The organism is Enterobacter cloacae complex sp. 2024EL-00711, assembly GCF_047529885.1.
GTDB classification, from domain to species: domain Bacteria; phylum Pseudomonadota; class Gammaproteobacteria; order Enterobacterales; family Enterobacteriaceae; genus Enterobacter; species Enterobacter ludwigii.
This window is the reverse complement of sequence record NZ_JBLIZC010000003.1, coordinates 202,406-228,688: the sequence shown is the minus strand read 5'-3', so window position 1 is coordinate 228,688 and position 26,283 is coordinate 202,406. Positions and strand designations below refer to the sequence as shown.

At 57.9% G+C, this 26,283-nt stretch carries 28 protein-coding genes; 18 read left to right on the top strand and 10 right to left on the bottom strand.

Going from position 1 to position 26,283, the window contains the following annotated elements:
• Nucleotides 1-2 precede the first annotated feature (2 nt).
• The 12 genes from hpaD (at nucleotide 3) to yjiA (ending at nucleotide 12,192) form a co-directional block, all read left to right on the top strand.
• Nucleotides 3-860 carry a 3,4-dihydroxyphenylacetate 2,3-dioxygenase gene (hpaD, locus tag ACMVME_RS11105; protein WP_020885307.1) on the top strand — a complete coding sequence of 286 codons (858 nt, stop codon included), beginning with the start codon at nucleotides 3-5 and terminating at the stop codon, nucleotides 858-860.
• Nucleotides 861-869: 9 nt separating this feature from the next.
• On the top strand, nucleotides 870-1,250 hold the full coding sequence (locus ACMVME_RS11100) for a 5-carboxymethyl-2-hydroxymuconate Delta-isomerase (protein ID WP_020885308.1): 381 nt from the start codon (nucleotides 870-872) through the stop codon (nucleotides 1,248-1,250).
• A 78-nt stretch (nucleotides 1,251-1,328) separates the two neighbouring features.
• Nucleotides 1,329-2,132 carry a 2-oxo-hept-4-ene-1,7-dioate hydratase gene (gene hpaH, locus ACMVME_RS11095; protein ID WP_020885309.1) on the top strand — a complete coding sequence of 268 codons (804 nt, stop codon included), beginning with the start codon at nucleotides 1,329-1,331 and terminating at the stop codon, nucleotides 2,130-2,132.
• Between the two features lie 9 nt (nucleotides 2,133-2,141).
• Nucleotides 2,142-2,939, top strand: a complete 798-nt coding sequence (gene hpaI, locus ACMVME_RS11090; protein WP_063214219.1) for a 4-hydroxy-2-oxoheptanedioate aldolase — start codon at nucleotides 2,142-2,144, stop codon at nucleotides 2,937-2,939.
• 21 nt (nucleotides 2,940-2,960) lie between these two features.
• On the top strand, nucleotides 2,961-4,313 hold the full coding sequence (gene hpaX, locus ACMVME_RS11085; protein WP_020885310.1) for a 4-hydroxyphenylacetate permease: 1,353 nt from the start codon (nucleotides 2,961-2,963) through the stop codon (nucleotides 4,311-4,313).
• A gap of 9 nt (nucleotides 4,314-4,322) precedes the next feature.
• Complete coding sequence (hpaA, locus tag ACMVME_RS11080) at nucleotides 4,323-5,234, top strand: 4-hydroxyphenylacetate catabolism regulatory protein HpaA (protein ID WP_020885311.1); 912 nt, start codon at nucleotides 4,323-4,325, stop codon at nucleotides 5,232-5,234.
• 164 nt (nucleotides 5,235-5,398) lie between these two features.
• Nucleotides 5,399-6,961 carry a 4-hydroxyphenylacetate 3-monooxygenase, oxygenase component gene (hpaB, locus tag ACMVME_RS11075; RefSeq protein WP_014168483.1) on the top strand — a complete coding sequence of 521 codons (1,563 nt, stop codon included), beginning with the start codon at nucleotides 5,399-5,401 and terminating at the stop codon, nucleotides 6,959-6,961.
• 17 nt (nucleotides 6,962-6,978) lie between these two features.
• Nucleotides 6,979-7,488 (top strand): 4-hydroxyphenylacetate 3-monooxygenase reductase subunit, encoded by a 510-nt coding sequence (locus ACMVME_RS11070; RefSeq protein WP_014168481.1) that lies wholly within the window; start codon nucleotides 6,979-6,981, stop codon nucleotides 7,486-7,488.
• Nucleotides 7,489-7,666: 178 nt separating this feature from the next.
• A complete protein-coding gene (locus ACMVME_RS11065; protein ID WP_047366576.1) occupies nucleotides 7,667-8,584 on the top strand; it encodes a helix-turn-helix transcriptional regulator in 918 nt (305 codons plus the stop codon).
• Nucleotides 8,585-8,774: 190 nt separating this feature from the next.
• Complete coding sequence (locus tag ACMVME_RS11060; protein WP_020885314.1) at nucleotides 8,775-10,928, top strand: carbon starvation CstA family protein; 2,154 nt, start codon at nucleotides 8,775-8,777, stop codon at nucleotides 10,926-10,928.
• 96 nt (nucleotides 10,929-11,024) lie between these two features.
• Entirely contained in the window at nucleotides 11,025-11,228 is a 204-nt protein-coding gene (locus ACMVME_RS11055; protein WP_003856610.1) for a YbdD/YjiX family protein, read from the top strand.
• 10 nt (nucleotides 11,229-11,238) lie between these two features.
• Nucleotides 11,239-12,192: a GTPase gene (gene yjiA / locus ACMVME_RS11050; protein ID WP_020885316.1), complete on the top strand. Its 954-nt coding sequence runs from the start codon at nucleotides 11,239-11,241 to the stop codon at nucleotides 12,190-12,192.
• Between the two features lie 46 nt (nucleotides 12,193-12,238).
• Here the strand turns inward: yjiA and ACMVME_RS11045 are convergent, their stop codons facing one another.
• Nucleotides 12,239-13,597, bottom strand: a complete 1,359-nt coding sequence (locus tag ACMVME_RS11045) for an esterase-like activity of phytase family protein (protein ID WP_068795240.1) — start codon at nucleotides 13,595-13,597, stop codon at nucleotides 12,239-12,241.
• A 412-nt stretch (nucleotides 13,598-14,009) separates the two neighbouring features.
• Here ACMVME_RS11045 and ACMVME_RS11040 point away from each other — a divergent pair, with 412 nt between their 5' ends.
• Both ACMVME_RS11040 and ACMVME_RS11035 read left to right on the top strand, forming a co-directional pair.
• Nucleotides 14,010-14,555 carry a YfaZ family outer membrane protein gene (locus ACMVME_RS11040; RefSeq protein ID WP_014168475.1) on the top strand — a complete coding sequence of 182 codons (546 nt, stop codon included), beginning with the start codon at nucleotides 14,010-14,012 and terminating at the stop codon, nucleotides 14,553-14,555.
• Nucleotides 14,555-14,875 carry a hypothetical protein gene (locus tag ACMVME_RS11035; protein ID WP_020885318.1) on the top strand — a complete coding sequence of 107 codons (321 nt, stop codon included), beginning with the start codon at nucleotides 14,555-14,557 and terminating at the stop codon, nucleotides 14,873-14,875. Before ACMVME_RS11040 ends, ACMVME_RS11035 begins: the two co-directional genes overlap by 1 nt.
• A gap of 45 nt (nucleotides 14,876-14,920) precedes the next feature.
• On the opposite strand, the gene ACMVME_RS11030 is transcribed toward ACMVME_RS11035, so the two are convergent.
• Complete coding sequence (locus ACMVME_RS11030) at nucleotides 14,921-16,291, bottom strand: NAD-dependent succinate-semialdehyde dehydrogenase (RefSeq protein WP_068795241.1); 1,371 nt, start codon at nucleotides 16,289-16,291, stop codon at nucleotides 14,921-14,923.
• A 154-nt stretch (nucleotides 16,292-16,445) separates the two neighbouring features.
• Between ACMVME_RS11030 and ACMVME_RS11025 the strand changes: the two genes are divergently transcribed.
• From ACMVME_RS11025 to ACMVME_RS11015, 3 genes are read left to right on the top strand one after another with little or no spacing between them, the layout of a single operon-like run.
• Entirely contained in the window at nucleotides 16,446-17,198 is a 753-nt protein-coding gene (locus ACMVME_RS11025; protein WP_068795242.1) for an AraC family transcriptional regulator, read from the top strand.
• Nucleotides 17,199-17,237: 39 nt separating this feature from the next.
• A complete protein-coding gene (locus tag ACMVME_RS11020) occupies nucleotides 17,238-17,891 on the top strand; it encodes a LysE family translocator (RefSeq protein ID WP_020885321.1) in 654 nt (217 codons plus the stop codon).
• A gap of 3 nt (nucleotides 17,892-17,894) precedes the next feature.
• Nucleotides 17,895-19,166 carry a DUF445 domain-containing protein gene (locus ACMVME_RS11015; RefSeq protein WP_014168469.1) on the top strand — a complete coding sequence of 424 codons (1,272 nt, stop codon included), beginning with the start codon at nucleotides 17,895-17,897 and terminating at the stop codon, nucleotides 19,164-19,166.
• Here the strand turns inward: ACMVME_RS11015 and ACMVME_RS11010 are convergent.
• The 7 genes from ACMVME_RS11010 to ACMVME_RS10980 all read right to left on the bottom strand — a co-directional run bounded on the left by ACMVME_RS11010 (nucleotide 19,163) and on the right by ACMVME_RS10980 (nucleotide 24,805).
• Entirely contained in the window at nucleotides 19,163-20,239 is a 1,077-nt protein-coding gene (locus ACMVME_RS11010) for a DUF2955 domain-containing protein (protein WP_068795243.1), read from the bottom strand. The genes ACMVME_RS11015 and ACMVME_RS11010 overlap by 4 nt on opposite strands.
• The gene (locus ACMVME_RS11005) at nucleotides 20,229-21,296 is read right to left on the bottom strand and encodes an HlyD family secretion protein (protein ID WP_086533213.1); all 1,068 of its coding nucleotides are present in this window, start codon (nucleotides 21,294-21,296) and stop codon (nucleotides 20,229-20,231) included. Before ACMVME_RS11005 ends, ACMVME_RS11010 begins: the two co-directional genes overlap by 11 nt.
• The gene (locus ACMVME_RS11000) at nucleotides 21,293-21,763 is read right to left on the bottom strand and encodes a MarR family winged helix-turn-helix transcriptional regulator (RefSeq protein WP_025205651.1); all 471 of its coding nucleotides are present in this window, start codon (nucleotides 21,761-21,763) and stop codon (nucleotides 21,293-21,295) included. The genes ACMVME_RS11005 and ACMVME_RS11000 overlap by 4 nt, the downstream gene beginning before the upstream one ends.
• 136 nt (nucleotides 21,764-21,899) lie before the next feature.
• Nucleotides 21,900-22,595, bottom strand: coding sequence for an ArsR/SmtB family transcription factor (locus ACMVME_RS10995; protein ID WP_044858794.1), 696 nt, complete (start codon nucleotides 22,593-22,595; stop codon nucleotides 21,900-21,902).
• On the bottom strand, nucleotides 22,588-22,965 hold the full coding sequence (locus ACMVME_RS10990; protein WP_041162412.1) for a hypothetical protein: 378 nt from the start codon (nucleotides 22,963-22,965) through the stop codon (nucleotides 22,588-22,590). The genes ACMVME_RS10995 and ACMVME_RS10990 overlap by 8 nt, the downstream gene beginning before the upstream one ends.
• Entirely contained in the window at nucleotides 22,958-23,281 is a 324-nt protein-coding gene (locus ACMVME_RS10985) for an antibiotic biosynthesis monooxygenase family protein (protein WP_068795244.1), read from the bottom strand. Before ACMVME_RS10985 ends, ACMVME_RS10990 begins: the two co-directional genes overlap by 8 nt.
• A gap of 108 nt (nucleotides 23,282-23,389) precedes the next feature.
• Nucleotides 23,390-24,805 carry an aldehyde dehydrogenase family protein gene (locus ACMVME_RS10980; protein ID WP_068795245.1) on the bottom strand — a complete coding sequence of 472 codons (1,416 nt, stop codon included), beginning with the start codon at nucleotides 24,803-24,805 and terminating at the stop codon, nucleotides 23,390-23,392.
• A gap of 100 nt (nucleotides 24,806-24,905) precedes the next feature.
• On the opposite strand from ACMVME_RS10980, the gene ACMVME_RS10975 reads away from it, so the two are divergent.
• Nucleotides 24,906-25,808, top strand: coding sequence for a LysR family transcriptional regulator (locus ACMVME_RS10975; protein WP_068795246.1), 903 nt, complete (start codon nucleotides 24,906-24,908; stop codon nucleotides 25,806-25,808).
• Here ACMVME_RS10975 and ACMVME_RS10970 read toward each other — a convergent pair.
• A complete protein-coding gene (locus tag ACMVME_RS10970) occupies nucleotides 25,795-26,274 on the bottom strand; it encodes a carboxymuconolactone decarboxylase family protein (protein WP_020885328.1) in 480 nt (159 codons plus the stop codon). The two genes, ACMVME_RS10975 and ACMVME_RS10970, sit on opposite strands and share 14 nt — an antisense overlap.
• Nucleotides 26,275-26,283: the final 9 nt, after the last annotated feature.

Sequence of the window (26,283 nt, the reverse complement as noted above, 5' to 3'; positions counted from 1 at the left end):
GTATGGGCAAGTTAGCGTTAGCGGCAAAAATTACCCACGTTCCGTCAATGTACCTCTCTGAACTGCCGGGAAAAAACCACGGCTGCCGCCAGTCCGCCATCGACGGACATAAAGAAATCAGCAAGCGCTGTCGGGAGCTGGGCGTCGATACCATTATTGTGTTCGATACCCACTGGCTGGTGAACAGCGCCTACCACATCAACTGTGCGGATCATTTCTCCGGCATCTACACCAGCAACGAGCTGCCGCATTTTATCCGCGACATGACCTACGACTACGACGGTAACCCGGCGCTCGGCCAGCTTATCGCCGACGAAGCGGTGAAACTCGGCGTACGTGCCAAAGCGCACAACATCCCGAGCCTCAAGCTGGAGTACGGCACGCTGGTACCGATGCGCTACATGAACAGCGATAAGCACTTCAAAGTGATCTCTATCGCCGCGTTCTGCACCGTCCACGACTTCGCCGACAGCCGCAGGCTGGGCGAGGCCATCGTCAGCGCGATTCAGAAATATGACGGCACCGTGGCGGTGCTCGCCAGCGGTTCGCTGTCGCACCGTTTTATCGACGACCAGCGCGCCGAAGAGGGAATGAACAGCTACACCCGCGAGTTCGACCGTCAGATGGACGAACGCGTGGTGAAGCTGTGGCGTGAAGGCAAGTTCAGGGAGTTCTGCAGCATGTTGCCGGAGTATGCCCACTACTGCTACGGCGAGGGCAACATGCACGACACGGTGATGCTGCTGGGGATGCTCGGCTGGGACACATACGACGGCAAGGTGGAGTTCCTCACCGAGCTGTTCCCCAGCTCCGGCACCGGCCAGGTTAACGCCGTTTTCCCCCTGCCCGCGTCCGCGTAAGGAGCCACCATGCCGCACTTTATTGCTGAATGCACTGACAACATCCGCGAGCAGGCGGACCTGCCAGCACTGTTCGCCAAAGTGAACGACGCGCTTGCCGCCACGGGAATCTTCCCACTCGGCGGTATCCGTAGCCGCGCGCACTGGCTGGACACCTGGCAGATGGCCGACGGTAAGCACGATTACGCCTTTGTGCATATGACGCTGAAGATTGGCGCCGGGCGCAGTCTGGAGAGCCGGGAGGCGGTGGGAAAGGCACTGTTTGAGCTGATTAAAACCCACTTCGCCGACCTGATGGCATCGCGCTATCTGGCGCTCTCTTTTGAAATAGACGAGCTGCACCCGACGCTCAATTACAAACAAAACAACGTGCACGCTTTGTTTAAGTAGCGCCCTTACCGGGCCGACAACGGCTTTGAACGCAAGCCGGGTGAGCAGCACGCCACCCGGCAACAACAGGAAATCGCCATGCTCGATAAACACACCCATACCCTGATCGCCCATCGTCTGCATCAGGCGGAGCAGTCCCGGGAGCAGATCCGCCAGATCTCGCTCGACTACCCGACGATCACCCTTGACGACGCCTACGCCGTACAGCGCGAATGGGTGAGCCTGAAAATCGCCGAAGGTCGCGTGCTGAAAGGCCACAAGATTGGCCTCACCTCCAAAGCGATGCAGGCCAGCTCGCAGATTAGCGAGCCGGACTACGGTGCTCTGCTCGACGACATGTTCTTCCACGACGGCGGCGATATCCCTGCCGACCGCTTTATCGTCCCGCGCATCGAAGTGGAGCTGGCCTTCGTGCTGGCAAAACCCCTGCGCGGCCCAAACTGCACCCTGTTCGACGTCTACAACGCCACGGATTACGTCATCCCCGCGCTGGAGCTGATCGACGCCCGCTGCCACAACATCGATCCCGAGACCCAGCGTCCGCGCAAGGTGTTCGACACCATCTCCGATAACGCCGCCAATGCAGGTGTGATCCTTGGCGGTCGCCCGATTAAGCCCGACGAGCTGGATCTGCGCTGGATCTCCGCGCTGCTCTACCGCAACGGCGTCATTGAAGAGACTGGGGTCGCCGCGGGCGTGCTCAACCACCCGGCCAACGGTGTGGCATGGCTTGCCAATAAACTCGCGCCGTACGACGTTCAGCTGGAGCCTGGCCAAATCATCCTCGGCGGTTCGTTTACCCGCCCGGTGCCGGCCAGCAAGGGCGATACCTTCCACGTGGACTACGGCAAGATGGGCTCCATCAGCTGCCGTTTTGTCTAGGAGACCACCATGGAAAACAGATTCAAAGCGGCGCTCAGCGCCGGAAAACCGCAAATCGGCCTCTGGCTGGGGCTGACCAGCAGTTACAGCGCCGAGCTGCTGGCCGGTGCGGGGTTCGACTGGCTGCTGATCGACGCAGAGCACGCGCCCAATAACGTGCAAACCGTCCTGACCCAGCTGCAGGCGATCGCACCTTACGCCAGCCAGCCGGTGGTACGCCCGTCGTGGAACGACCCGGTCCAGATCAAACAGCTGCTGGACATCGGGGCGCAAACCCTGCTGGTGCCGATGGTACAAAACGCCGATGAAGCCCGGCTGGCGGTGCGCGCCACGCGTTATCCACCGGCGGGGATCCGCGGCGTGGGCAGCGCGCTGGCTCGCGCCTCGCGCTGGAACCGCACGCCTGATTACCTGCAGCGCGCTAACGATGCCATGTGCGTGCTGGTGCAGATTGAAACGCGCGAGGCGCTGAAAAATCTGCCGCACATCCTCGACGTGGAAGGCGTGGACGGGGTGTTTATTGGCCCGGCGGATCTGAGCGCCGACATGGGCTTTGCCGGAAATCCGCAGCACCCGGAAGTCCAGGCCGCCATCGAGAAGGCCATTTCGCAGATCCGTGCGGCAGGCAAAGCGCCCGGCATCCTGATGGCTAACGAGCCGCTGGCAAAACGCTACCTCGAGCTTGGCGCGCTGTTTGTCGCCGTCGGGGTCGACACCACCCTGCTTGCACGCAGCGCCGAGGCGCTGGCGGCACGTTTTATCGATATCCCGGTTACGTCAGTAAATAACAATAAATCCGTCTACTAAACGTACGATGTGGAGCGCAACATGACGACCTCTACCCTGCAAACCCATGATAATAAAGCTGTAGAACACCGCGTTATTCAGAAGCTGTTTCGTCGTTTGATCGTGTTTCTCTTTATCCTGTTTGTCTTCTCGTTTCTTGACCGCATTAACATCGGCTTTGCCGGGCTGACGATGGGCAAAGATCTGGGCCTCACCTCGACCATGTTTGGCCTGGCCGCCACCCTGTTTTACGTCACCTACGTGATATGTGGGATCCCCAGCAACATCATGCTGGCGAAGGTCGGCGCCCGGCGCTGGATCGCCGGGATCATGGTGGTGTGGGGCATCGCTTCCACCTGCACCATGTTCGCCACCAGCCCGCACACGCTCTATGTGCTGCGCATGCTGGTGGGCATTGCCGAGGCCGGATTCCTGCCGGGGATCCTCGTCTATCTCACCTGGTGGTTCCCTGCCTACCACCGCGCCCGCGCCAATGCGTTGTTTATGATCGCCATGCCGGTGACCATGATGCTCGGCTCGATCCTCTCCGGTTATATTCTGGCCATGGACGGGCTGTGGAACCTGAAAGGCTGGCAGTGGCTGTTCCTGCTGGAGGGGCTACCGTCCGTGGTGCTCGGCGTAGTGACGTGGTTCTACCTGAACGACACGCCGGATCAGGCCAGCTGGCTGGATGACGACGAAAAGCAGGCGCTTAAAACAATGATCGCCCGCGAGCAGGAGTCGGCCATCGCCCGTCCCGTCACGCCGCGTTCGACGCTGCGCGAAGTGTTTACCCCGGCCGTGCTGCTCTATACCCTGGCCTATTTCTGCCTCACGAACACCCTGAGCGCGATTAATATCTGGACGCCGCAGATCCTGCAAAGCTTCAACACCGGCAGCAGCAACATTGTGATTGGCCTGCTGGCGGCGATCCCGCAGTTTTGCACCATCCTCGGGATGATCTGGTGGAGCCGCCGCTCCGACAGGCTGAAAGAGCGAAAAAAGCACACCATTCTGCCGTACCTCTTTGCGGCGGCAGGATGGCTGCTGGCCTCAGCGACCCACCACAGCCTGATCCAGCTGCTTGGCATCATCATGGCCTCAACCGGATCGTTTACCGCCATGGCGATCTTCTGGACCACGCCGGATCGGGTTATTAGCCTGCAGTCGCGGGCGGTCGCACTGGCGGTGATCAATGCCATCGGTAACGTCGGATCCGCCGTCAGCCCGCTGTTGATCGGCATTCTGCGTGACAGCACCGGCAGCTTCAGCTCCGGGTTGTGGTTTGTTGCCGGCTTGCTGGTGGTCGGCGCGCTGGTGCTGACACGTATCCCGATGACGCAGCGGGAGAGCCTTGAGCACGAGCCAGGTATGGCGGCGCAGAAAATCCCGTAAGGAGCGGCTATGTGCCAGAGCCCGATCGCGAATATCGACATCAGTAAAGAGTACGACGAAAGTCTGGGAACGGATGATGTTCACTATCAGTCGTTCGCCCGCATGGCGGCCTTTTTTGGCCGCGACATGCAGGCTCACCGTCACGACCAGTATTTTCAGATGCACTTTCTGGATACCGGACAGATCGAACTGCAGCTCGACGATCACCGCTACTCGGTACAGGCTCCGCTGTTTGTGCTCACACCTCCGTCGGTGCCGCACGCGTTTATTACCGAATCCGACAGCGACGGGCACGTTCTGACGGTGCGCGAGGATCTGATCTGGCCGCTGCTGGAAGTGCTCTACCCCGGCACGCGGGAAGCCTTTGGCCTGCCGGGGATCTGCCTGTCGCTGGCCGATAAGCCGGACGAACTGGCGGCGCTGAAGCACTACTGGCCGCTGATTGCCCGGGAATCGACGGCGCAACTGCCCGGGCGCGAACACACGCTGGTTCTATTAGCCCAGGCGGTGTTCACCCTGCTGCTGCGCAACGCGAAGCTCGACGATCACGCCGCCAGCGGCATGCGCGGCGAGCTGAAACTGTTCCAGCGCTTTACCCAGCTGATTGATGTCCATTTTCATGAGCACTGGACGGTACCGGAATATGCCAGCGAACTGCACCTGACCGAATCGCGTCTGACCGATATCTGCCGACGCTTCGCCAACCGCCCGCCGAAGCGGCTGATTTTTGACCGTCAGCTGCGTGAAGCGAGGCGGATGCTGCTCTTCTCCGACAGCGCGGTCAGCGAAATCGCCTGGCAGCTGGGGTTTAAAGACCCGGCCTATTTTGCCCGGTTTTTTAATCGGTTAGTGGGGTGTTCGCCGAGTGCGTATCGGGCGCAAAAAGTACCGGTGTCGTCTGTTACCCCACCCCAGCCCTGACCCTCTCCCGGGTTCAGGGTGAGGGAAATCACACTCTGCGATCATATGCGAAAAGTACCAGCCGTTGTCCCAATCGTCCCTTCACGTTCACCCCCGCTCAGGCTTCAATTAAACAACAAAAACAAAACATAAATTTAACATCACTATTCCGATACGAGGTCCCTATGAAGCCTGAAGATTTCCGCGCTGATGCCAAACGTCCGTTAACCGGTGAAGAGTATTTAAAAAGCCTGCAGGATGGCCGTGAGATTTATATCTACGGCGAGCGCGTCAAAGACGTGACCACTCATCCGGCGTTTCGCAATGCGGCAGCCTCCATCGCGCAGATGTACGATGCGCTGCACAAGCCTGACATGCAGGACACGCTGTGCTGGGGTACCGATACCGGCAGCGGCGGCTACACCCATAAGTTTTTCCGCGTGGCGAAAAGCGCCGACGACCTGCGTCAGCAGCGTGACGCCATCGCCGAGTGGTCGCGTCTGAGCTACGGCTGGATGGGCCGCACCCCGGACTACAAGGCGGCGTTTGGCTGCGCGCTCGGTGCCAATCCGGCGTTCTACGGCCAGTTCGAACAGAACGCCCGCAACTGGTACACCCGTATTCAGGAAACCGGGCTTTACTTCAACCACGCCATCGTTAACCCCCCCATCGACCGTCACAAACCGGCGGACGAAGTAAAAGACGTCTACATCAAGCTGGAAAAAGAGACCGACGCCGGGATCATCGTTAGCGGCGCAAAAGTGGTGGCAACCAACTCGGCGCTGACTCACTACAACATGATCGGTTTTGGCTCCGCGCAGGTGATGGGCGAAAACCCGGACTTCGCGCTGATGTTCGTTGCGCCAATGGACGCCGAAGGCGTGAAGCTGATCTCTCGCGCCTCTTACGAAATGGTGGCAGGTGCGACCGGCTCTCCGTACGACTACCCGCTCTCCAGCCGTTTCGACGAAAACGACGCGATCCTGGTGATGGATCATGTGTTGATCCCCTGGGAAAACGTGCTGATCTACCGCGATTTCGATCGCTGCCGTCGCTGGACCATGGAAGGCGGTTTTGCCCGCATGTACCCGCTGCAGGCCTGCGTACGTCTGGCGGTGAAGCTCGATTTCATTACCGCGCTGCTGAAGAAATCGCTGGAGTGTACCGGCACCCTGGAGTTCCGCGGCGTGCAGGCGGATCTCGGGGAAGTGGTGGCCTGGCGCAACATGTTCTGGGCGCTGAGCGACTCCATGTGTTCTGAAGCCACGCCGTGGGTGAATGGCGCGTACCTGCCGGATCACGCGGCGCTGCAGACCTACCGCGTCATGGCCCCGATGGCCTATGCGAAGATCAAGAACATCATCGAGCGTAACGTCACCAGCGGCCTGATCTATCTGCCGTCCAGCGCGCGAGACCTGAACAATCCGCAGATCGACCAGTATCTGGCGAAATACGTGCGCGGCTCCAACGGCATGGATCACGTGGAACGTATTAAGATTTTGAAACTGATGTGGGATGCCATCGGCAGCGAGTTTGGTGGTCGTCACGAGCTGTATGAGATCAACTACTCCGGCAGCCAGGACGAAATCCGTCTGCAGTGTCTGCGTCAGGCACAGAGCTCTGGCAACATGGACAAAATGATGGCAATGGTCGACCGCTGCATGTCCGAGTACGACCAGCATGGCTGGACGGTGCCGCACCTGCACAATAATTCCGATATCAACATGCTGGATAAGCTGCTGAAATAACGCAGCGGGAGGTTTCAATGCATACAGAACAACGCCTGCGTTTTCGCGATGCGATGGCCAGCCTGTCGGCGGCGGTTAATGTTGTCACCACCGAGGGCGATGCAGGACGCTGCGGCATTACCGCCACCGCCGTCTGTTCGGTCACGGACACCCCGCCATCGTTGATGGTCTGCATCAATGCCAACAGTGCCATGAACCCGGTTTTCCAGGGTAACGGTAAGCTGTGCGTCAACGTGCTGAACCATGAGCAGGAGATCATGGCCCGCCACTTCGCCGGGATGACCGGCATGGCAATGGACGATCGCTTTGCCCTCTCCTGCTGGCAGAAAGGTCCGCAGGGGCAACCGGTGCTGAAGGGCGCGCTGGCAAGCCTTGAAGGCGAGATTAGCCAGGTGCAAACCATCGGCACCCATCTGGTTTATCTCGTTGAAATTAAAAACATCATTCTGAGCGAAGCGGGACACGGCCTGATCTATTTTAAACGCCGTTTCCACCCCGTCATGATGGAGACTGAAGCCGCAGTGTGACCCCCTCCTGCGCTGGCCGTTTCCCGGCCAGCGCCAATTTCCACAAAAATTCCTAAGGTTTCCGCTTAATCACGCCGTTATATAGCCATAAGAGAAATTTTCTGTGTCTGAATACTGACAATACATGTCAGTGCGACCCGCATCATTCAGCGCATACCCTAATATACAGGAAGACCTTATGGCTAAATCGACGCGGAGCCGCTCGGCTGAACGTCTGGTCGATATTCTGGTTGAGTTACATTTAAATGGTGTGGTAAACCGCAGTGCGCTCATGGAAAAATTTAAAATTACCGAGCGCACCGTCTACCGGGATTTAAATGCGCTTTCACCTATTGTGGAACATACCGGTAACGGGCTGTATCGTCTGATCCACTCCGCACAATCTCCCGGTGGACAAGGATTACATCACACGATTGCTAACTTCCTGAATGCCGATAGCTTTTTCCCGGAAAGAAATACGGAATTCTGGCAGAAACTTGAAACACGCGTTGACGAAAATCATATTCTTATTCTTGGCAACGAAGCAGAGCACACGGTAGAACGTGATATTCGTCGCTATTTATCGAAAATCGAGAAATCGATTAAGAATCGTAATGTATGCCAGATCGTTTATAAGGGTAAAACCCGCCTGATTAATCCCTATAAACTCATTAACAATAAAAATATATGGTATTTACAAGCCACCGAGAATAGCCGCCTAAAATCCTTCTCGTTGAGTCAGATTAGCTGGTTTGATATTCAACAAAAAACCTTCACGCCGGAAGAAAATGCGCTCGGGCTGCTGGAAAAAAGCCGCGATCCGTGGGTGTCGGAAGACACTTTCGAAGTGAAAATATTCATTAAAGATACTATTTCACATTACTTTATGCGCCGCGACCTGCTGCCGGAACAAGAGCTTGTCGGTGAGCAGCACAACGGCGTCACGCTGCGCTGTCAGGCGGCACACGAGAACCAGATCCTGCCGCTGCTGTTCTACTGGCTGCCGAACATTCAAATCCTGGAGCCCAACTGGCTAAAAGAGAAGCTGCTTAAAACGCTGGAAAATTATCTGGCGGTAGAGCGCACAGCAGATAACCACGTGATCTCAATCACATAATTTCTCCCGGCGGCGGCGAGACGGAACCACTCGCCGCCCTCTTTGACCGCTCACCTGGCCCTTTCAACCGCTCATTCATTTACCTGTCTTTACACGCGCGTGGTTCTGGCACGATCGCTCCAGCATTAATCAATACCTCCTCATAACGAACCCTGACCCTTTTTCATTACATAAAAAACCAGGTCTTACTATGGATACGAAAAAACTACTGAAGCACGTGCCCTGGGCGTTACTCGGGATCCTCGGCGCTTTTTGTCTGGCGGTTGTCGCACTACGCCGGGGCGAACACGTAAGCGCCCTGTGGATCGTCGTTGCGTCTGTCTCCGTCTATCTTGTTGCTTATCGCTACTACAGCTTATACATCGCGCAGAAGGTCATGAAACTCGACCCGACGCGTGCCACTCCGGCGGTCATTAATAATGACGGTCTCAACTACGTGCCCACCAACCGCTACGTGTTGTTTGGTCACCACTTTGCCGCTATCGCCGGTGCGGGTCCGCTGGTCGGCCCGGTTCTGGCCGCGCAGATGGGCTACCTGCCTGGTACCCTGTGGCTGCTCGCGGGCGTAGTGCTGGCCGGGGCGGTGCAGGACTTTATGGTGCTGTTTATCTCTTCTCGCCGTAACGGCGCCTCTCTGGGTGAGATGGTGAAAGAGGAGATGGGCCGCGTGCCGGGGACCATCGCGCTGTTCGGCTGCTTCCTGATTATGATCATCATCCTCGCGGTGCTGGCGTTAATCGTGGTGAAAGCGCTGGCCGAAAGTCCGTGGGGGGTCTTCACCGTCTGCTCTACCGTGCCGATTGCGCTGTTCATGGGTATCTACATGCGCTTTATCCGTCCGGGTCGCGTGGGTGAAGTGTCGGTGATTGGTATTGTACTGCTGGTTGCATCCATCTACTTCGGTGGCGTGATTGCGCACGACCCGTACTGGGGCCCGGCGCTGACCTTCAAGGACACCACCATCACCTTCGCGCTGATTGGGTATGCGTTTGTCTCCGCTCTGCTGCCGGTCTGGCTGATCCTGGCACCGCGTGACTACCTGGCGACCTTCCTGAAAATCGGCGTTATCGTCGGTCTGGCGATCGGCATCCTGGTGATTAACCCGGATCTGAAAATGCCGGCAGTGACCCAGTACATCGACGGTACCGGTCCTCTGTGGAAAGGTGCACTGTTCCCGTTCCTGTTTATCACCATTGCCTGCGGTGCGGTCTCTGGCTTCCACGCCCTGATTGCTTCCGGTACCACACCGAAGCTGCTGGCTAACGAAAAAGACGCGCGTCTGATTGGCTACGGCGCAATGCTGATGGAGTCTTTCGTGGCGATCATGGCGCTGGTTGCCGCGTCCATCATCGAACCGGGTCTCTACTTCGCGATGAACACCCCTCCGGCAGGCCTGGGGATTACCATGCCAAACCTGCATGAGATGGGCGGTGATAACGCGGCGCTGATCATGGCGCAGCTGAAAGATGCGAGCGCACATGCTGCCGCAACCGTCAGCTCCTGGGGCTTCGTGATTTCGCCTGAGCAGATCATGCAGACCGCGAAAGACATTGGCGAACCGTCAGTCCTGAACCGCGCCGGTGGCGCACCGACGCTGGCAGTGGGTATCGCACACGTGTTCCACAAAGTGCTGCCGTGGGCGGACATGGGCTTCTGGTACCACTTCGGTATTCTCTTTGAAGCGCTGTTCATCCTCACCGCGCTGGACGCCGGTACCCGTGCGGGACGCTTTATGCTGCAGGACCTGCTGGGTAACTTCGTGCCGTTCCTGAAGAAAACCGACTCTCTGGTGGCGGGTATTCTGGGAACCGCGGGCTGCGTGGGTCTGTGGGGTTACCTGCTGTATCAGGGCGTTGTCGACCCGCTGGGCGGCGTGAAGAGCCTGTGGCCGCTGTTCGGTATCTCTAACCAGATGCTGGCCGCTGTCGCCCTGGTTCTTGGCACCGTTGTACTGGTGAAGATGAAACGCACCAAATACATCTGGGTCACCGTGATCCCTGCACTGTGGCTGCTGCTCTGCACCACCTGGGCGCTTGGTCTGAAACTGTTCAGCGCCAATCCGCAGCTGGAAGGCTTCTTCTTCATGGCTAACCAGTACAAAGAGAAAATTGCCGCAGGCGGCGCGGACCTCACTGCCCAGCAGATTGCCAACATGAACCACATCGTGGTGAACAACTACACCAACGCAGGTCTGAGCATTCTGTTCCTGGTGGTGGTGTACAGCATCATCTTCTACGGCATTAAAACCTGGCTGAACGTGCGTAACGCCGAGGGTCGTACGGATAAAGAAACCCCGTATGTCCCGGTACCGGAAGGCGGCGTGAAGACCTCTTCACATCACTAATCCGCCCTCGCATCCCTCTCCCTCCGGGAGAGGGTTAGGGTGAAGGGAAACTACGCCCGGCAGCCCCTGCCGGGCTTTTTCTATCTGGAAGGCACAATGTTTGGTAACTTAGGCGAAGCGAAAAAATACCTCGGTCAGGCGGCGAAAATGCTGATTGGCATTCCGGACTATGACAACTACGTTGAGCATATGAAGACCAACCATCCGGATAAACCGTACATGACCTATACCGAATTCTTCCGCGAGCGTCAGGAAGCGCGCTACGGCGGGAGTGGAGAAGGCGGCGTACGCTGCTGCTAAAGGAGAGACCATGACCCCGATTGCCGTCACCCTGCTGACCGGTTTCCTTGGCGCCGGTAAAACCACCCTGCTGCGCCACATTCTGAACGCGCAGCACGGCTTCAAAATCGCCGTGATCGAAAACGAATTCGGCGAAGTCTCGGTCGACGATCAGCTGATTGGCGATCGCGCCACGCAGATCAAAACCCTGACTAACGGCTGCATCTGCTGCACCCGCTCGAATGAATTAGAAGACGCCCTGCTGGATCTGCTCGACAGCCGCGATCGCGGTGAAATCGATTTTGACCGCCTGGTGATTGAATGCACCGGTATGGCCGACCCCGGCCCGATTATTCAGACCTTTTTCGCCCATGAGATCCTCTGCCAGCGCTACCTGCTGGACGGCGTCATTGCGCTGGTCGACGCGGTTCATGCCGACGAACAGATGAACCAGTTCACCCTCGCCCAGTCGCAGGTGGGCTACGCCGATCGCATCCTGCTGACCAAAACCGACGTGGCGGGCGACAGCGAAAAACTGCGCGAGCGCCTGACGCGTATCAACTCGCGCGCGCCGATTTACATCGCGACGCACGGTGATATCGACCTCTCGCAGCTGTTCAACACCAACGGATTTATGCTGGAAGAGCATGTCACCTCAACGCCGCGCTTCCACTTTATGGCAGATAAGCAAAACGACGTCTCGTCGATTGTGGTCGAGCTGGATTACCCGGTGGATATCAGCGACGTCTCCCGCGTCATGGAAAACCTGTTGCTCTCTTTTGCCGACAGACTGTTGCGCTACAAAGGGATGCTGTGGATTGATGGCGAACCGAACCGCCTGCTGTTCCAGGGCGTACAGCGGCTGTACAGCGCGGACTGGGACAGACCGTGGGGAGATGAAACACCGCGAAGCGTCATGGTGTTTATTGGGCTACAGCTGCCGGAAGACGAAATCCGGACAGCGTTTGCAGCACTGCGCAAATAACCGTACGAACGCAGCCCTCTCCGCAGTTGAGGAGAGGGCTGTGAGATTATTTCAGCGCGTCGGGCAGCGTCACAATCCACAGTTCGCTTTCTGACGCCGGCTTCGCCAGCGGCTTCACGGCGAGGGTGGTCGCAACCGGTTTATCATCAATCGTGAGCGCACCTTGCGAATTCACCCGATAATCCTTGAGCTTCTTGCCCTCGACCGGATTTTCCATCGCCACCTTCACGCCAAAGTCGTTATCGTTCGCGACCGCCAGCGTTTTGTTGTCAATCAGCGCTAACCCTTCGGCCTTTTCCTGCTGCCAGCCAAGCGCGCGCAAATCCACGACCTGGGTTTTAGCCGCCAGCGTAATGCCGCGCTGGGCCAGCGTCTTCTCGTCATCAAACTCCGGGTATTCGCCCGGCTTATCGAAGCGTGTCAGATCGCTCGCCTTGCTGAGGTCCACCTTGTAGATGAGGTTGCGCATGCCATCGTTTTTATCGCTGCCCTGCTCAATCAGCAGCAGCTGCTGGTTATCAAGCGCCACAATGTCACCGATTTTGGCGTCATTGTTTTTGCTGTAGGCTTCGCTGTCGATGGGATAACCGTACATCGCGGTTTTCCCGGTCGCCGGGTCGAAGCTCACCAGGCGGGTAAACAGCGCCTGTTTTTTGCTTTTGCCGTCGATATCCAGCGTGCTTTGCACCGCGGCAATGATACGCCCGTCCGGCATACGGGTCAGGCCTTCAAAGCCCCGGTTTGGTTGACGCCATTTAATAATATTCGGCAAGCCGCCCACGATGGATTTCTCGCCTTCCGCCGCCTGCGGACCGTGAATCGCCAGGATCTTGCCTTTGCTGTCGACGTTAATCAGGAACGGACCGTATTCGTCACACAGCCAGTAACCGCCTTTACCGTCCGGCGTGATACCTTCCGTATCCAGCCCGCGATTGTCGCCCTTCAGCACCTTTAATGTGTCACTGAACGCCACTTCATTGGTCGAGCCAATCACGCCGCTTTGCAGCGGCAGACCGTTGATCTCGCCTTTATCATCATGCAGAGGGCGCGCATCGACGGCCTCCGCTTTGCCATTTTGTACGCGAATCGTCATCAGCAGCGGAGCGAAATCAGGCGTGACAAAGATTTTGGCTTCATCTTTCCCCACTTTCGGCGAATCCGCATTCGGACCGCGATCGGTCACGGTCGCAAACGTCAGGGTATCGCCCTGTTTACCGGTAAACAGCAGGCCAGAGCCAATCCCGACCGGGAGTCCCTTCGGGAATGCACCGGCAAACGCACCGCTGTAGCTCACGCGCGTGCCTTCGGGGAAGCTGACAACAAAGTGTTCGGCCGTGGGCTGCGCCGCCAGGCCAGAGAAAGAGAGCGCACAACCGATAAGCACAGGAATAATTTTTCTTTTCATATTGTTAGTATCCAGAAAGTGAAGCCAACAACGTAAAGAACAAACGTGTCAGGAAAATGACACCGCAGAGATACGCGGGCAGGCAATTGCAGGCGCGTGAACCGCCAGAAATGTAAAACTAAACCACAAAGTGTAAAATTTGAAATGTTTCTGGAAATTATTAGAAAGCCAATTAATTCATGTCAAACGGTTATCCTCTGTCTCGTTCAGTGTCTATTTAGTCAAAAAACTAAACCTGTCCTAAACGTCCAGGCAATACATATTGACCCGGCGATAACTAAACATGAAAGCAACATTTCAAAAGCCAGCCATTAACAAAAACAGCATAAAAACACGACCTTAATCACATTTGCAGTCATAAACATCGCTTGTTAAGGTGGCCTCAGATGAAATTAATGACGAGGCACAAAACATGAAAAAACTGAATGTTCTTCTTCTTTCTGCTCTGACCGTCCTGTCGGGTTCCGCACTGGCTATGGGCGGCACGATTGAGCAAGGTAAAAACTTTACTAACCTTAATCTGGAAATGGGTAAATCCTCATCCGGTGTGTACCTTGAAAGCAACTGGCTCAAAAACACCGACGACGGCACGCAAACAGGTGGCGTTGGCGCCGGTTACAACCTGGAAGTGGGCCCGGTGATGCTGAATGCCGGTGCCAAAGCAATCTACCTTGGCCCGAAAAAAGGCGATAACGGCGTGGCATTCCCCATCGGTGGCGGTATTAACGTTGCGCTGACCGACAGCATCCACGTGTTTGGCGAAGGGTATGCCGCACCAGAAGGTCTGAACAACAGCGTGAAAAACTACGTGGAAGCCAACGGCGGTGTGAGCTGGACGCCAATCACGCCTGTGACGCTGAAAGTGGGTTATCGTCACGTAAGCGTTGACGGCAAAGACGGTCGTCCTGGCCACACGCTGATCGACGGCGCATATGTAGGCGGTGGAGTCACCTTCTGATGAAACACCGCATTACCGCGCTTTGCGTTCTGAGCATCACGCTTCTGCTCACCGGTTGCGTCCAGTATAAATGGGTGAAACCGGGAGTCAGTGACGCTGAGATGAATAAAAAGCTCACGGAATGCGAAGCACAGGCCCTGATTGATCTGCCCCCGGACAATGTTGTGACCGGTTCGAGCTCGGAAAAAATGGACAAATCGAAAAAGAAAAAGGATATTTCCACGAGCTACACGGTTGAAGACGCGAATGAATATCGCCGGGATACCTTAGTCGACAGCTGCATGTTCAAAAGCGGCTGGGACAAGATTGAAGTGCAATAACCCCAAAAAAAAACCTGCCGAATGGCAGGTTTTTTATTCGCGGAGTTACTTACGCACCACCACCAGCTTCTGGTTCACAAACTCTTTGATCCCCAGGTCCGACAGTTCGCGTCCGTAACCGGATCGCTTCACGCCGCCAAACGGCAGCTCTGGCGCGGTATCGGTGAGCCAGTTGATATACACCATGCCGGTCTCAATACGCGACGCCATTTTCTTCGCCCGCTCGATATCCTTGCTGAACACCGCGCCGCCCAGACCATAGTGGGAATCGTTCGCCAGTGCGACCGCTTCGTCATCATTTTTCACCACATAGATCTGCGCCACCGGGCCGAAGAATTCCTCAAAGTAGGCCGGGTTGTCGCGCGAGATATGCGTCAGGATGGTCGGCTCAAAGAAGCACCCGTCACGCTGCACCGGTTTGCCACCGTAATGCAGCGTCGCGCCGTTTTTCACCGCCTCGTTGACCTGTCTGGTCAACGTGTCCAGCGCATCCTGAGAGGACAGCGGCCCCAGGGTGGTGCTCTCGTCCAGCGGATCGCCAATCTTCACCTGCTTAAATGCCTCGGTGAATTTCGCGAGGAAGGCATCCGCAATCTTCTCATGCAGGATGAAACGCTTCGCCGCCGTACAGACCTGGCCGGCGTTATTGAGTCGGGCATTCACGCCCGTCTTCACGGCCTTCTCCAGATCGGCATCATCCAGCACCACAAAGACGTCGTTACCGCCCAGCTCCAGGGTCGATTTTTTGATGTGCTTCGCCGCCTGCGCCGCGACCACGCTACCCGCTTTTTCGGAACCGGTCAGCGCGGCACCCTGTACACGATCGTCGGCGATGATGTTCGCCACCTGATCCGACGAAATAAACAGGTTGGTCCACGCCCCTTCCGGTGCACCGGCCTCACGCACCAGATGTGCAAACGTCTCTGCACAGTGCGGCACGATGCTGGCGTGTTTGGCGATCACCGGGTTACCGGCCGCCAGGTTCGGGGCGAGGACACGCATCAGCTGGTAATAAGGGAAGTTCCACGGCTCAACGGCCATCAGCACGCCAATAGGGTGGTGCTCGGCCCACGCTTCCCCGAGTTCGGAGTCGTACTTCACCGGGGCGAGGAACCGTTGGGCATTATCCGCGTAGTAGCGGGCGATTTGCGCGCACAGTTTCACTTCACCGCGGCTCTGCTCAATGAGCTTCCCCATCTCCTTGCTGGCAATTTTGGCCAGATCCTCCGTACGTTCGTCGATGAGGTCCGCAAGTTTACGCAGTACCGGCAGGCGCTGGTTAATGTCGCCTTTTGCCCAGTCCGAATGGTAAAGCGCATCGGCCGCCTTCAGCGCCGCTTCAACATCCGCGTCGGTATGGGAGGGATATTCTTTGATGAGCTGGTTTGTGGCAGGATTTACTGTCTGGTAAGCCATTTCGAATCTCCTTGTTTTACCGCTTAGGGTATTAAGGGTAGACAATATGACTGGCGATGGACGTAAAGTTGGGTATATCCGGAAGGTTCTTAGCGTGGTACTGCAACATGTCGCGCGGGCATGGTATAAAAAACGTTCCTGACAGGAGTCCCCCATGACCGAGACCCGACACATCCGCCAGACCTTTCATCGCGCCTGCGGCCACGAGCTGCGCAGCACGTGGCAGAGCACCCAGGCGTATAAACGTCATTGTCACCCACAGCTCTCTATTGGCGCGATCCTGGAAGGCCAGACGTGCTGCACAGTCCATGACAGTGAGTATATCCTGACCCCTGGCGACATCATCGTCATCCCGGCGCATGCGCCCCACAGCTGCAACCCGGTGGCGGGGAAGCCACGCAGCTACCATATGCTGTATATCGACACTGACCTTTCGCTGGCACTGCAGGTCATTCGCGACCAAACGCTGTTTAATCACTATCTTGACGTGGTTGAGAACATGACCGCGGCCTCCCTGAACGCACTGCTTTGCGCCCTTCCTCCCTCTACAGGCCGTACAGATAAGCCCCATTCATTGAGTCAGCAGGTGCAAGAGGCGTTTCTGTCGAACCTCACCGCTCCGCCTTCCCTTGACGACCTTGCCCGGCGATTTTCACTGCGCAAAGAGACGTTAATCCGCACCTTTAAACAGGACACCGGCCTGACGCCAGGACGCTTTCTCAGCATCTCTCGCGTGGAATACGCCAAAGCGCGACTGCGTGCGGGGGATGAGCTCGCCGATGTCGGTTACCAGAGCGGGTTTGCCGACCAGAGCCATTTCCATAAAACCTTCGTCAGCTACACGGCCGCCACACCTCGCCAGTACGCGACGGGCCGATCAATATCAGACAATAATCAGGATACGTAACGCCGTAAGGTGATCTCCGTTTTTGCTCTGGAGGTCACGATGGAACTGTTCTTCCCTTCCGCTTTTCTCGCCCTGGCGCTGGCGCATTTTGTAGCCCTGTTAAGCCCCGGTCCGGATTTCTTTTTGCTGGTCGGTTACGCCGCGCGTTACCGGCTGCGCGGCAGTGCCGGGTTGTGCCTCGGTATCGCCGCGGGTAACGCGCTCTATATTGTGCTGGTGATTATCGGCTGGAGCGCCCTGCGCACGTTTTCGTGGCTGTTCACCCTTATCGAATTATCCGGCGCGCTCTACCTGCTCTGGATTGGATCGCGGCTGGCGCGCAGCCGCCCGCAGACGCTTGCGCTCAATGAGACTCATCAGCGGTGCCCCTCATTGCGTAAGCAAATCCTGCTGGGGCTCGGTTCGGCACTGTTAAACCCGAAGAATGCACTTTTTTATCTGGCGCTCATGACGGCGCTGTTAGGGCCGGATGTCACGCTGCTTCAGCAATCAACCTGCGGTGTCTGGATGGTAATGGTGGTGCTGGTCTGGGATTTAGCGCTGGTGTCGCTGATGGGCTTGCCCGTGGTTCAGCGGACGCTCAGCCGTTCACTCTGGCTGATTGAGCGAACCGCTGGCGTGGTGCTGATGGCGTTTGGTGGGTGGGTCGTGTGGCGTTTTTTGCATTTTCTTCCCGCCTCCCTCTATTCTTAAGCCATGGAAAAAATAGCTGAACTTAAACGCGCCAAGCTGCTGGCGCTGTCGCTGCTGCTGATTGCCGCCGCGGCGTTTATCACCACCCTGTTCCTGCCGCAAACCTTCTGGGTGCGCGGCGTAAAGGCCATTGCCGAGGCGGCGATGGTCGGCGCACTGGCGGACTGGTTTGCCGTCGTCGCGCTGTTTCGCCGGGTGCCCATTCCGTTTATCTCACGCCATACGGCGATCATTCCGCGCAACAAAGACCGCATTGGCGACAATCTGGGTCAGTTCGTGCAGGAAAAGTTTCTCGATACCCAGTCGCTGGTGGCATTGATCCGCCGCTATGAACCGGCACAGATGATTGGCACCTGGTTCAGCCAGCCCGACAACGCCCGGCGCGTCGGGCTGCATCTGATTCAGGTAATGAGCGGTTTTCTTGAACTGACCGACGACGGACGCATTCAGCGGCTGCTCAAACGGGCGGTGCACAAGGCCATCGACAAGGTCGATTTCACCGAAACCAGCGCGGTGATGCTGGAGAGCATGACCCGGAACAATCGCCATCAGGTGCTGCTGGACGCCATCATCAACCGCCTGATCGCGCTTATCCAGCGTGACAGCACGCGGGACTTTATCGCCGACCAGATTGTGCACTGGCTGAAGACCGAGCATCCGCGCAAGGCCATGGTGCTGCCTACCGAGTGGCTCGGCGATCAGAGTGCGGAGATGGTGTCGAATGCGGTGAATACGCTGCTGGATGATATCAGCCACGACCGCACGCACCAGATCCGCCAGGCGTTTGACCGCGCCACGCTGAAGTTTATCGACAACCTGAAAAACGATCCGGAAATGGCCGCCAAAGCCGATAACATCAAGCACTACCTGAAGAACGACGAGGCGTTTAACCGTTATCTGGGCGAGATGTGGGCCGACCTGCGTCAGTGGCTGAAAGCGGATATGCAAAGCGAGGACTCGCGCGTCAGGCAGCGCATCGCCAACGCCGGACTGTGGTTTGGCGAAACGCTGTCGAACGATGCCAGCCTGCAGGCATCGCTGAACGAGCATCTGGAGCAGGCGGCGCACCGCGTGGCACCGGATTTTGCCGCGTTCCTCACGCGGCATATCAGCGACACGGTCAAGAGCTGGGATGCCAAAGATATGTCGCGCCAGATTGAGCTTAACATCGGCAAAGACCTGCAGTTCATCCGTGTGAACGGCACGCTGGTGGGCGGAACGATTGGCCTGATCCTGTTTTTACTCTCGCAATTGCCTGCCGTGCTCGCGCATTAACTCGCCTCAGGCGGCGCGATCACATAGCGCGTAGGGGCAAAGCGATTGAGGATCAAATGCACCAGGAAGACCATTGTCAGGGTCGCCACCAGCGCAAAGGTCACCGAGGTAATGCGATAGAGATCGCTGAACACCAGGTCGCTGTCCGGGTGCATGTTCTGCCCGAACATAATGCCGATGGTGGTGATGCTGGAAAACCCGACCCCGGCGCCGACCTTCTCCATCACGTGCAGCCGCGCGCCAAATGCCAGCCCAAGGCCGATAAGCGGCATCATCAGCAGCATATGGCTGCTGTGATCGTAAAGGATAAGCTGGACGACCAGAATGTAGAGGCAGCCCAGCACCACGCCGACCACGCGCCAGAGGGAACTCATCACCGCGCCGCGATAATGCATGGGAAACAGAATCAATACCCCGGCCATCAGCGCGGACAGTGAGTCGCTCAGGTCGCTTACCTGGAAGATGACGAAAATCAGGGTGGCAACGGTCCCGGAAAGCAGCGACTCGTGGCGCACACGGGCGTCATCTTTTTCAATCAGCGGCGGCGGCTTGCGCGGCTCTACATCCGGCAGCAGGTAATTCATCAGCGCGCTCAGGCACACCGCCATAACGCTCGCTTCGATATTGGAAAACAGCAACGTATGCCAGTCGGTGGTGGGATAGCTCATAAAGTTGAGCATCACGCTCTGGCAGACCACGCCCATCGAACCAAACAGAAACAGCGGTCCCTTACTCATAAAGCGAAAACGCATGACGTACAAGGCGAACACGACTAACGTCATGATCACCGGCCATTGCGACAGATAGCCGATGATAATGACCATTTCAACGCAGTTAAGCGAGGCGCTAAAGATAAATTGCTTCGCCACGTGGCGGTTAAAGACCGGTACCAGCGACAGCAGCATGATGGGGTAGACCACGAAAAACACGCCGTAGTGAGTGTTGTAAAAACTCGAAATGCTCAGCGCAATCATGCCGGCAAAGACGATGCGCAGGGTCTGGCGAAAGTCGTTTGCCGTATAGACGAGGTTGCCGTGCGGGGTAAACACCCGCGCCAGAGTGTTAATAGACATAGTGCAGCAGGCTCACCAGGTGGATCTGCATCCCGGAGAAGAAGCGCGCAAACGGCCCTTCGCTGTTATAGAGCTGCACGGTGGCACGCGCACCGGTCGGAAGTTGCTTCGGTAGCGCCTCGTCCAGCGCCACGTGGATTCGCATACGCTGGGCATCACGAACCCACCGGTTGGAGGTTTCTGGCTCGGACAGCTCGCCGTTCACTGCTTCCTGTCCGGCGAGGATCCCCGCATCGCTGCTGGTCACATGCGCACGGAAGACATGTCCCGGGAAGGCGTCAAACACCACGGCGGCATCGGTTCCCTGATGGGTATGGCGCAGGCTCTTCTCGCGAAAGTCAGCCACGATATCGGCCTGATTATTCACCAGCGCCAGCGCGGCCGAGCCGGAGGAGGCGTAATAGCCGGGGCTGAGCTGCAGGTTACTGACCGTGCCGTCCGCCTGGGCGTAAACCTTCGTCCAGCCAAGATTCAGTTCCGCTTCATCCAGCGCGTTGCGGTATTTCTGCAGGGTGACGTTGCGGTGTTCTTCCCGCTCACCGCGCTGAATGCGCAGGTTACGGATGTTCGCCTGCAGCGAACTGACGGACTGCTCGCTGCTCTGCCAGGTGGTCCGGACTTTATCCAGATCCGCCTGCGACACGTTCTGCAGCGTGCTGAGTTTCTGATAACGATCGTAGGTCACCTTGTCGTTACGCGCAGTCAGCACGGCGGTTTTCAGGCTGGCCTGTGCGGCCGCGATCTGCGCATCCAGCTGTTCGTTAGAGAGACGCGCCTGCTCCAGCGCGATTTGCGCTGCTTCCACTTTATTGCGAAACGGCGTGTCATCCAGTTCAAACAGCAGGTCGCCTCGCTTCACCTGGCTGTTGTTGTGTACATGGACAGCCGCCACGTAGCCGGAGACGCGCGGAGAAACCGGTGTCACCACGCGCATGACGGTGGAGTCCGGCGTCAGCGGGATCCAGATGTCCGCGACGACAAAATAGACAAACATCAGCAGGAAAGAGGCAATACTTACCCTTACCCAGCGGGCAAACTTTTGTTCAGGAGTCATTATTTTTCGGTCTTGTTATCTTCTTCGCGGATTTTCCGCAAATTGCAGGCGATTTGATTCAATGTGGCGCTGAAAATATCGAGATGCTCCGGCGCGATGTTTTGCGATACGCGCGCCTGAAATGTCTCGATCACCCGGGAGAGCGTCCTGAGTACGGCGTTCCCCTCCGGCGTCAGCGTGAGTAGCCGGATACGCTTGTCATAAGGCGATACAGTGCGTAACAGGTAACCCTGTTTTTCCAGCTGTGTCAGCGTGCGCATCAGCGGCGGCAGTTCAATACCCTGCACCTCCGCCAGTTCACTCACCGAGACGTTATCCCCAAGCTGTTGAAGCTGCATCATCACCGTCCAGCTCGACTGGGTTAACCCGGTCTCGAGAATGGCGTCGTCAATCACGGCGCGCCACTGACGCACGATCATGGCCATCCGCATCCCCATCGGTCTGCGGCTAAACAGTTCTTCTTCACGCATGGGATATCCTCTCGTAACACGCGGTCAAGATAATAGTTACCAGGATAAGTATCAAGAAACGAGAGACAAAAGAGCAGGAATTGCGAAAGACGAATGCCCTCTCCCGGTGGGGAAAAGGCATCAGACCGCCGAGAATTTAGCGGCTAAAACGTTTTTTAATGGCAACGTTTCCTGACGCGGTGACCACCACGTCCCGAAATCCCGCCACCCGCTGGATCCAGCCGTTGCTGTCCAGATACGCGAGAAGCGCCGCGCCCGCCTCGCCCCCCAGATGAAACCGCCGCTCGCTCCAGTCAAGACAGGCACAGCAGGCCTTACGGCGCGGATTGGCGCTTAATGAAATACCGAGCGTCAGGAACTGTTCGCGTCCATACACGGTCAGGGCTGACCCGTCCGTCTCCAGCCAGCCCTGCGCCTGCATAAAATCATAGATTTGAACGGCCACCGTCCCTGCCAGATGGTCGTAACAGGTGCGGGCTTCACGCAGGGCTTTCGGGGCGGAGGTTTCCGGCGGGGTGATGCGGCTCCACGACAGCCCCATCATCTGCTCGACCAGTTCCGCCACATCGTGTCCTGCCAGGCGGTAATAGCGATGCCGCCCCTGTGACAGGCAGGTAATCAGCTTTCCGTCCAGCAGACGGGTCAGGTGCCCGCTGGCAGTGGAGGGGGCGATATCCGCCGCCGCGCTCAGCTCGGTGGCGGTCCATGCCCTGCCATCCATCAGCGCACAGAGCATTTTCACACGCGACGGATCCGCCATGGCAGCGGCCACTGCCGCCATGGCCTGCTCCAGCAGCGCGCTGTTGTCAGGGGGTAAACGGGTCTTAAGCATTGACTGCCCATGGTCTGGTGATCTCTGCCGCCAGCTTATCATTATCCGTCAGCAGAATGAGGTGATTCGCATGGTCGCTGTACTGGGTCAGTACAGACACACCGTGAGCCGCTAACGCCGCGGCAATCTCGCCCAGCTCACCGGGACGCGCCTGCTGCAGTTTTCTGATCAGCGGTTTACGGACTGACCGGACGTTAAACCCGCCCTCAAGCAGCACGCGACGGGCTTTTTCGCCCTCTTCCACCAGGAAATGGGCTTCGGTACCAAACACGCCACCGCCCTCCAGCCCCACACCATTGCGCCCCAGCAGCTGGCCGAATCGCGCCAGTTCCCCTGGCGTAGCGTCGAAAATCACATGAACGTCATACATCCGCACGCCCTCCGGTTTCTGAGGCGTATTCCCGCACCACCTGCGCCACCCGGATGCGGTAGTACGTAAAGATAGCCTCCCGCCCCTCCCTCTGCGCCGCCTGATGAAAGACGTTCTGCTTCCAGCGGCGGACCGATTCTTCATCCCGCCACCAGGAGAGGGAGAGAATTTTGCCGTCGGTGGTCAAGCTCTGAAAACGCTCGATATCAATAAACCCGTCGATATCCGCCAGCAGGGGCTTGAGTTCGGCTGCGAGCTGCAGGTAACGCGCCTGATGGGCAGGCGCGGCCTGGGCTTCGAAAAGGACTGCAATCATGGTTGTCTCTCCGTTGTGAGGGTGCGGAGAGCATGCAGGAAAGAAAATGCGGATGCTTCGGTGAAGGGCGAAGTATTGTCGCCCTCTTTTCGGGAGGGCGACAAACGGTTATCCCAGAATCGACTTCGGCTCCATAAACGCGCGGATCCCCCACTCGCCCATCTCACGCCCCACGCCGGAGTGCCTGAACCCGCCAAACGGCGCTTTAGGCTCATGGGCCAGCGTGTTCACCAGCACGCGGCCCGCGACAATCTGCTGCGCCACGCGACGCGCACGTTCGACATCCCTGCCCAGCACCATCGCACTCAGGCCATACTCGGTGTCGTTGGCAATGGCGACGGCTTCGGCCTCGTCCTGATAAGGGAGCACACACAGTACCGGGCCGAAGATCTCTTCCCGGGCAATCGCCATCTGGTTAGTGACGTCAGCAAACAGCGTCGGGCGCACAAACCAGCCGTCCTGCGTGCCTTCTGGACGCCCTTCCCCCCCCACCAGCAGGTTTGCCCCCTCGTCGAGGCCTTTACGGATATAGCCCTGCACCCGCAGCCACTGTTTTTCACTGACCATCGGGCCAATTTCTGTCGCGTTATCCCGCGGATCGCCAGATTTCACGGCCGCGACGGCCTGCGCCAGAGCAGTTTCGATTTCCGCCTTACGCGACTGCGGTACCAGAATGCGCGTTCCGGCCACGCACGCCTGCCCGCTGTTCATAAACCCGGCCTGCACCACCAGCGGGATAGCCTGCGCCAAATCGACATCATCAAGCAGGATCGTCGGCGATTTACCGCCTAACTCCAGCGTCACTCGCTTAACACTCTGCGCCGCGTTGCGCAGTATCGCTTTGCCGGTAACGGTCGAACCGGTAAACGAAATTTTCGCCACGTCCGGATGGCGGCTGAGGGTCTCACCGACCGTATCGCCCCGTCCGGTGACAATGTTAAACACGCCCGGCGGTAACCCGGCATCGCGCAGCGCCTCGGTGACAATGCGGGTTTGCAGCGCGCTCATCTCGCTCGGTTTAATCACCGCCGTGCAGCCCGCCGCGAGCGCAGCCGCCAGTTTGCCGCAGATAAACCCCGCGTCGCTGTTCCACGGGGTAATAAGCCCGGCGACACCAAGCGGCGTCATCTGCACCGTTGCCGCCCCCGCCGTGGTCACAAACTCAAAGGCTTCCAGCGCCTCGATGGCCTGGGCAATGACATCTGCCGGGTAGCGGGCCATCCACGCCGAGCGCGAGGCTGGCGCGCCGTACTCTTCAATCACCGCGTCCAGCAGCGCATCATGACGGGCGGCCACGGCGGCATGCATGCGTTTCAGCGCGGCAATGCGTTCCTGTCGGGGGGTTTGCGACCATGTCGGAAACGCCGCTTTCGCGGCCGCGATGGCATGCTCCGCGTCTACCTGATCGGCCAGGCGAACCTGGCCAATCACCCGCGCCGTCGCCGGATTGTATAAATCAAAACGTTCGGTGCCGTGCGGGGTAACAAATTCGCCGTTGATAAAGATCTGTTCGATGTGGTGCATATAAACCTCCTCAGGCTGTATGGACACAGTCTGGCACGGCTTCTCCGTTGCGATAATCCACGCTATGCTGCAAGGGTTGTTTCGATTTTCAGGATAATCTATGCATCGTTCGGGTCTGACAGAGCTGGAAGTGGTCATGGCGGTAGTGCGGCGCGGCAGTTTTCGCGGTGCGGCACAGGAGCTGGGCATGTCCGCCACGGCGGTAAGTAACGCTATCGCCGGGCTGGAGAGCCGCCTGGAGACGCGCCTGTTTAACCGCACGACCCGCAGCGTGGCGCTTACCGACGCCGGGCAGCGCTACGTGGCGCGTATCGGCCCGGCCCTGCAGGCGATACGCCAGGCCAGCGAAGAGATCCACAGTGATACCGGCGAACCTGCCGGCACCCTGCGCTTAAACGTACCGAACCATATCGGTGCGCTCTTTCTGGATCAATTGCTGATCGACTTTATGATCCGCTACCCGAAAATGCGCGTCGAGACGCTAAGCGAAGCACGAATGATCGACATCGTCGCAGAAGGTTACGACGCCGGGATCCGTCTTGAAGAATCCGTGCCACAGGATATGATCGCCGTGCCGCTGACCGGTGAGATCCGCCAGCTTGTCACCGCCACGCCGGATTACTTTGCCCGCCACGGCACGCCGCACACGCCGGAGGATCTGCTCTTACATCAGGGGATCGGTATGCGCATGGCGCACGGTGGGATCTACCGCTGGGAGCTGGCGCGTCGCGGGGAACAGTACGCTCTGGCGGTACCGCCGCGCTTTGCCACGTCCGATCTCTTCGCCTCGATCCGGGCCGTGAAGGCGGGATTAGGGATAGGGTTTTTACCAGAACTGTATATCCGGGAAGAGCTTGAAAGCGGGGAACTGGTGAGCGTGTTAAACGACTGGACGCAGCCGTTTGCCGGGCTGCGCTTGTACTATCCGGGGCATCGCCACGTCCCGCCAGGGTTACGGGCGCTGGTGGCGATGATCCGTGAGCGCGGGGTTATTCGAGGTTAGCTTTGTTCAGCCCGTAAGCCGCGTCCAGCGAGCCCGGCTCCATGCGGGACGTGATCCCCAGACGGTTCCAGGCGTTGATCGCCACAATGGCAAAGTTCAGCTCTGAAATCTCCACGTCCGAGAAGTGCTCCGCCACGCTGCGGTAGAGCGCATCACTCACGCCATGCACGCTAATTTGCGTCAGCGCTTCGGCGAAGGCCAGCGCCGCTTTCTCACGGGCGCTGAACAGCGGGGACTCGCGCCATGCCGCCAGATGGTACAGGCGCAGCTCGCGTTCTCCGGCGATTTTGGCCTCTTTCGAATGCATATCCAGGCAGAAGGTACAGCCGTTCAGCTGTGAGACACGAATGTCGATCAGGTGCTTCAGCGCCGGGTCGAGAGAGGTTTTCGCCACTTCCATGCTCAGGTTGGACAGCGCGTTGGCGAGGGCAGGTGTGATCTTATGGTGGTTTACGCGGGTGCTCATTGTCTTTCC

Bases quoted from the DNA above. Each gene is read 5' to 3' on its own strand.
- ACMVME_RS11010 (WP_068795243.1), bottom strand. From the start codon at position 20,239: ATGTCTATTAACACTCTGGCGCGGGTGTTTACCCCGCACGGCAACCTC.
- ACMVME_RS11070 (WP_014168481.1), top strand. From the start codon at position 6,979: ATGCATACAGAACAACGCCTGCGTTTTCGCGATGCGATGGCCAGCCTG.
- ACMVME_RS10995 (WP_044858794.1), bottom strand. From the start codon at position 22,595: ATGCTTAAGACCCGTTTACCCCCTGACAACAGCGCGCTGCTGGAGCAG.
- ACMVME_RS11100 (WP_020885308.1), top strand. From the start codon at position 870: ATGCCGCACTTTATTGCTGAATGCACTGACAACATCCGCGAGCAGGCG.
- ACMVME_RS10985 (WP_068795244.1), bottom strand. From the start codon at position 23,281: ATGATTGCAGTCCTTTTCGAAGCCCAGGCCGCGCCTGCCCATCAGGCG.
- ACMVME_RS10970 (WP_020885328.1), bottom strand. From the start codon at position 26,274: ATGAGCACCCGCGTAAACCACCATAAGATCACACCTGCCCTCGCCAAC.
- yjiA (WP_020885316.1), top strand. From the start codon at position 11,239: ATGACCCCGATTGCCGTCACCCTGCTGACCGGTTTCCTTGGCGCCGGT.
- ACMVME_RS11015 (WP_014168469.1), top strand. From the start codon at position 17,895: ATGGAAAAAATAGCTGAACTTAAACGCGCCAAGCTGCTGGCGCTGTCG.
- ACMVME_RS10980 (WP_068795245.1), bottom strand. From the start codon at position 24,805: ATGCACCACATCGAACAGATCTTTATCAACGGCGAATTTGTTACCCCG.
- ACMVME_RS11025 (WP_068795242.1), top strand. From the start codon at position 16,446: ATGACCGAGACCCGACACATCCGCCAGACCTTTCATCGCGCCTGCGGC.
- ACMVME_RS11030 (WP_068795241.1), bottom strand. From the start codon at position 16,291: ATGGCTTACCAGACAGTAAATCCTGCCACAAACCAGCTCATCAAAGAA.
- ACMVME_RS10975 (WP_068795246.1), top strand. From the start codon at position 24,906: ATGCATCGTTCGGGTCTGACAGAGCTGGAAGTGGTCATGGCGGTAGTG.
- hpaB (WP_014168483.1), top strand. From the start codon at position 5,399: ATGAAGCCTGAAGATTTCCGCGCTGATGCCAAACGTCCGTTAACCGGT.
- hpaX (WP_020885310.1), top strand. From the start codon at position 2,961: ATGACGACCTCTACCCTGCAAACCCATGATAATAAAGCTGTAGAACAC.
- ACMVME_RS11040 (WP_014168475.1), top strand. From the start codon at position 14,010: ATGAAAAAACTGAATGTTCTTCTTCTTTCTGCTCTGACCGTCCTGTCG.
- hpaI (WP_063214219.1), top strand. From the start codon at position 2,142: ATGGAAAACAGATTCAAAGCGGCGCTCAGCGCCGGAAAACCGCAAATC.
- ACMVME_RS11065 (WP_047366576.1), top strand. From the start codon at position 7,667: ATGGCTAAATCGACGCGGAGCCGCTCGGCTGAACGTCTGGTCGATATT.
- ACMVME_RS10990 (WP_041162412.1), bottom strand. From the start codon at position 22,965: ATGTATGACGTTCATGTGATTTTCGACGCTACGCCAGGGGAACTGGCG.
- ACMVME_RS11035 (WP_020885318.1), top strand. From the start codon at position 14,555: ATGAAACACCGCATTACCGCGCTTTGCGTTCTGAGCATCACGCTTCTG.
- ACMVME_RS11020 (WP_020885321.1), top strand. From the start codon at position 17,238: ATGGAACTGTTCTTCCCTTCCGCTTTTCTCGCCCTGGCGCTGGCGCAT.
- ACMVME_RS11000 (WP_025205651.1), bottom strand. From the start codon at position 21,763: ATGCGTGAAGAAGAACTGTTTAGCCGCAGACCGATGGGGATGCGGATG.
- hpaD (WP_020885307.1), top strand. From the start codon at position 3: ATGGGCAAGTTAGCGTTAGCGGCAAAAATTACCCACGTTCCGTCAATG.
- ACMVME_RS11055 (WP_003856610.1), top strand. From the start codon at position 11,025: ATGTTTGGTAACTTAGGCGAAGCGAAAAAATACCTCGGTCAGGCGGCG.
- hpaA (WP_020885311.1), top strand. From the start codon at position 4,323: ATGTGCCAGAGCCCGATCGCGAATATCGACATCAGTAAAGAGTACGAC.
- ACMVME_RS11045 (WP_068795240.1), bottom strand. From the start codon at position 13,597: ATGAAAAGAAAAATTATTCCTGTGCTTATCGGTTGTGCGCTCTCTTTC.
- hpaH (WP_020885309.1), top strand. From the start codon at position 1,329: ATGCTCGATAAACACACCCATACCCTGATCGCCCATCGTCTGCATCAG.
- ACMVME_RS11060 (WP_020885314.1), top strand. From the start codon at position 8,775: ATGGATACGAAAAAACTACTGAAGCACGTGCCCTGGGCGTTACTCGGG.